The following is a 3076-nucleotide window of genomic DNA, read 5'->3' on the forward strand; positions in this document are numbered from 1 at the left end:
CCGCCGCTGTCCCGACCGGCCGTAACAACCTCGCAGGCCGAAGTGAGGGCGGCCCTGAACGATGTGGTCGTCACGGGATCGCGCGTGCTGCCGGGCACGACGCCGCCGCTCGCCGATACCGAACGCTATCCCGACGCCACGCCCAACCCGGTCAAACGGACAGCGGACCAGCCGGTCTCGACCTTCTCCATCGACGTGGACACCGCCGCCTACGCCAACGTCCGCCGGTTCATCAACGAGGGTCGCACCCCGCCGCGCGACGCCGTGCGGGTCGAGGAGCTGATCAACTATTTCGACTATGGCTATGCGCGCCCGACCTCGCTGGCGCGGCCCTTCGCCATCACCACCGGCGTCGCTGCCTCGCCTTGGGCGACAGGTCGACAGATCGTGCAGATCGGGCTGCAGGGCTATGAACTGCCAGAGGCCCAGCGCCGTCCGCTGAACCTGACCTTCCTGGTCGATGTGTCCGGTTCGATGGGCAGCGCCGACAAGCTGGAACTGGCCCAGAAGTCGATGAACCTGATCATCGACCGCCTGCGCCCGCAGGATACGTTGGCCGTCACCTATTACGCAGAAGGGGCAGGCACGCGTCTGGCGCCCACGCGCGGCACGGAGAAGCTGAAGATGCGCTGCGCGGTGGCCAGCCTCTATGCCTCGGGCGGAACGGCGGGTGCGACCGGCATGACCAACGCCTATGATCAGGCCCAGGCCAACTTCGCCCGCGACAGGGTCAACCGCATCCTGATGTTCACCGACGGCGACTTCAACGTCGGGGTCACCGACAACAAGCGGCTGGAGGACTATGTCGCCGACAAGCGGCAGACCGGCATCTATCTGTCCGTCTACGGCTTCGGGCGCGGCAATTATCAGGACGCGCGGATGCAGGCCATTGCCCAGGCCGGCAACGGAACCGCCGCCTATGTCGACAGCCTGAACGAAGCCCGCCGCCTGTTCGGCCCGGCGTTCGACAAGGGGGCTTTCCCCATCGCCGACGACGTCAAGATTCAGGTCGAGTTCAACCCGGCCCGCGTCGCCGAATGGCGCCTGATCGGATACGAAACCCGGCTGTTGAATGAGGAAGACTTCAACAACGACCGCATCGACGCGGGCGAGGTCGGATCGGGCGCCAGCGTCACGGCACTGTATGAGATCACCCCCGTCGGCGGCCCGACGCAGATCCCGGACAGGCGCTATGCCGACAACCGTGTCGGCGTGGGCGGCGGCGATCCGAACGGCGAGATCGGCTTCATCCAGGTCCGCTACAAACAGCCGGGGGCCAGCACCTCCGAACTGATCCAGCAGCCCCTGACCAACCGCGCATCCGGCGGCGTCAGCGCCCAGCCGCCCGAGGCCCTGCGCTGGGCCATCGCCGTCGCCGCCTTCGGCCAGAAGCTGCGCAACGACCCGTGGATGAACCAGGCCTACGGCTGGGATCAGATCATCGAACAGGCGCAGGGCGCACGCGGCTCTGACCCCTTCAGCGAACGGGCCGAGTTCGTCCAGTTGGTCCGCGCGGCCCAGACCCTGCCGGAGCGTCGCACGCCCTAAAGCGGAACCGCAGTCTTCGCGGCGGGTTCTCCAGCCCAGCACACATCAGGAGACCCGCCGTGAAGATTCGTGACGTGATGACCAAGGATGTCCACCTCGCCCACCCCGGCGATACGATTCAGGACGTGGCCAGCCGTATGGCCAAGGGCGGTTTCGGCTTTATTCCGGTGGCGGACGGCGACCGGCTGATCGGCACGATCACCGACCGCGACATCGTGGTCCGCGCCCTGGCCGCCGGGGCCGCGCCCACCGCCTCGGTCATCGAGTTCATCAGCCGCGACGCACAGACCGTGCTGGACACGGACGACCTGAAGGTGGTGCTGGACCTGATGGCGTCCAAACAGATCCGCCGTGCGCCGGTGGTCGACAAGAACGGCCGCGTCGTCGGCGTGGTGTCTCTGGGCGACCTGTCGATCCGCGTGAAAGAGAAGTACGCGGGTGAGGCGCTGGAGAGCATCTCGCGTTAAGGTCCGGGTAACCGCGCCCCCACACCGGTTTTCAACCTTCGCCATTCATTCTGGCCGACTGAATTTCGTCGGAGAAGATGGAATGGCTCGTGCGCAGTTCCAGAAGGGCCAGAAGGTCTGGGTCGAGTGCGTCGGCGCCTGGGCGGCCATCGAACAGGTCCAGCCCGTCTGGGCCAAGGGTTTCGACGAGCCGGTGCGCGTCACCTATGACGTGGGCCTGGGTCGCGAGTTCTTGGCCCATGAGCTGATGCTGGCGGCTGATGATCCGTCTGCTCTCGCCAGCGGAGAATGGCGGCTGATGCGCGCCCGCAACAAGTGGCAGTTGCTGGAAGACTGCCTGCATCACCCCCACCCCGGCACCTATCCGGTGGTGGTGACCGACGATGCGGACTGGGGCGGCTGGCGCGTGCCGGGCGCCGAGTACAATCGTGATCCCGGCCTGATCGAACACCAGGCCCGCCTGATCGCTGCGGCCCCGCAGTTGATGAAGCTGGCGGAAGAAATCATGGCCCTGACAGCGGACAGCCCCGAAGACGCCCCGCCCGCCGTGCTGGAACTGGCCGGGCGCGCCCGAACCATACTGCGAAACGTGTCGAAAGTGCTGGCCAAGGCGCCGGAAGGCTTCGCCTCGCCCGCCGCCGCAGCCTGATTTCAGATTTCATTAACCACATCTCGACAGGAATCTGCGACGCAGCCTAGATTCCCCCCACAACTGATTTGTTCGGGAGACAGTTTTGGCAGGCACGGAGCGGCGCGAGAATAATCCGGGGCGCCGCGCCTCGGATCGCGCCCCGGGCCGTCCAGCAGGCATGCCCGGCTGGCTGCGCATCACAATTCTGGCCCTGACGTTCGGTCTGGCGGCCTATGCGCTGATGGTCAGCCGCGAGGTGACGCGCCCCGATCGTGAGATCCATGACCTGCGCGATCAGGTGCTGCAGCAGGGCGCGCGCCTCTATGTCGCCAATCTACAGGCCCGGCTGAGCGCAGCCGACAATGGCCTGAGCGCCGCAACCGCCGCCCTGACCGCCAATGCCGCGCCCAGCGATGTCGTCGACGCCGCC

Annotated in this window: 3 protein-coding genes and 1 pseudogene; all 4 read left to right on the forward strand. The window is 66.7% G+C overall.

The genetic code is table 11. The annotated features are described in order from the left end of the window. A partial coding sequence (locus QZ281_RS07525) for a VWA domain-containing protein (RefSeq protein ID WP_292226699.1) occupies positions 1–1548 on the forward strand: 1548 nt, incomplete at its 5' end. Between the two features lie 59 nt (positions 1549–1607). Continuing rightward, entirely contained in the window at positions 1608–2015 is a 408-nt protein-coding gene (locus QZ281_RS07530) for a CBS domain-containing protein (protein ID WP_292226701.1), read from the forward strand. Between the two features lie 82 nt (positions 2016–2097). Beyond that, positions 2098–2664 (forward strand): hypothetical protein, encoded by a 567-nt coding sequence (locus QZ281_RS07535; RefSeq protein WP_292226702.1) that lies wholly within the window; start codon positions 2098–2100, stop codon positions 2662–2664. A gap of 85 nt (positions 2665–2749) precedes the next feature. After that, positions 2750–3076 (forward strand): annotated as a pseudogene (locus QZ281_RS07540) (PAS domain-containing sensor histidine kinase); the annotation flags it as partial.

The organism is Brevundimonas sp. (genome assembly GCF_018608325.1).
Lineage (GTDB): Bacteria > Pseudomonadota > Alphaproteobacteria > Caulobacterales > Caulobacteraceae > Brevundimonas.

Bases quoted from the DNA above. Each gene is read 5' to 3' on its own strand.
- QZ281_RS07535 (WP_292226702.1), top strand. From the start codon at position 2,098: ATGGCTCGTGCGCAGTTCCAGAAGGGCCAGAAGGTCTGGGTCGAGTGC.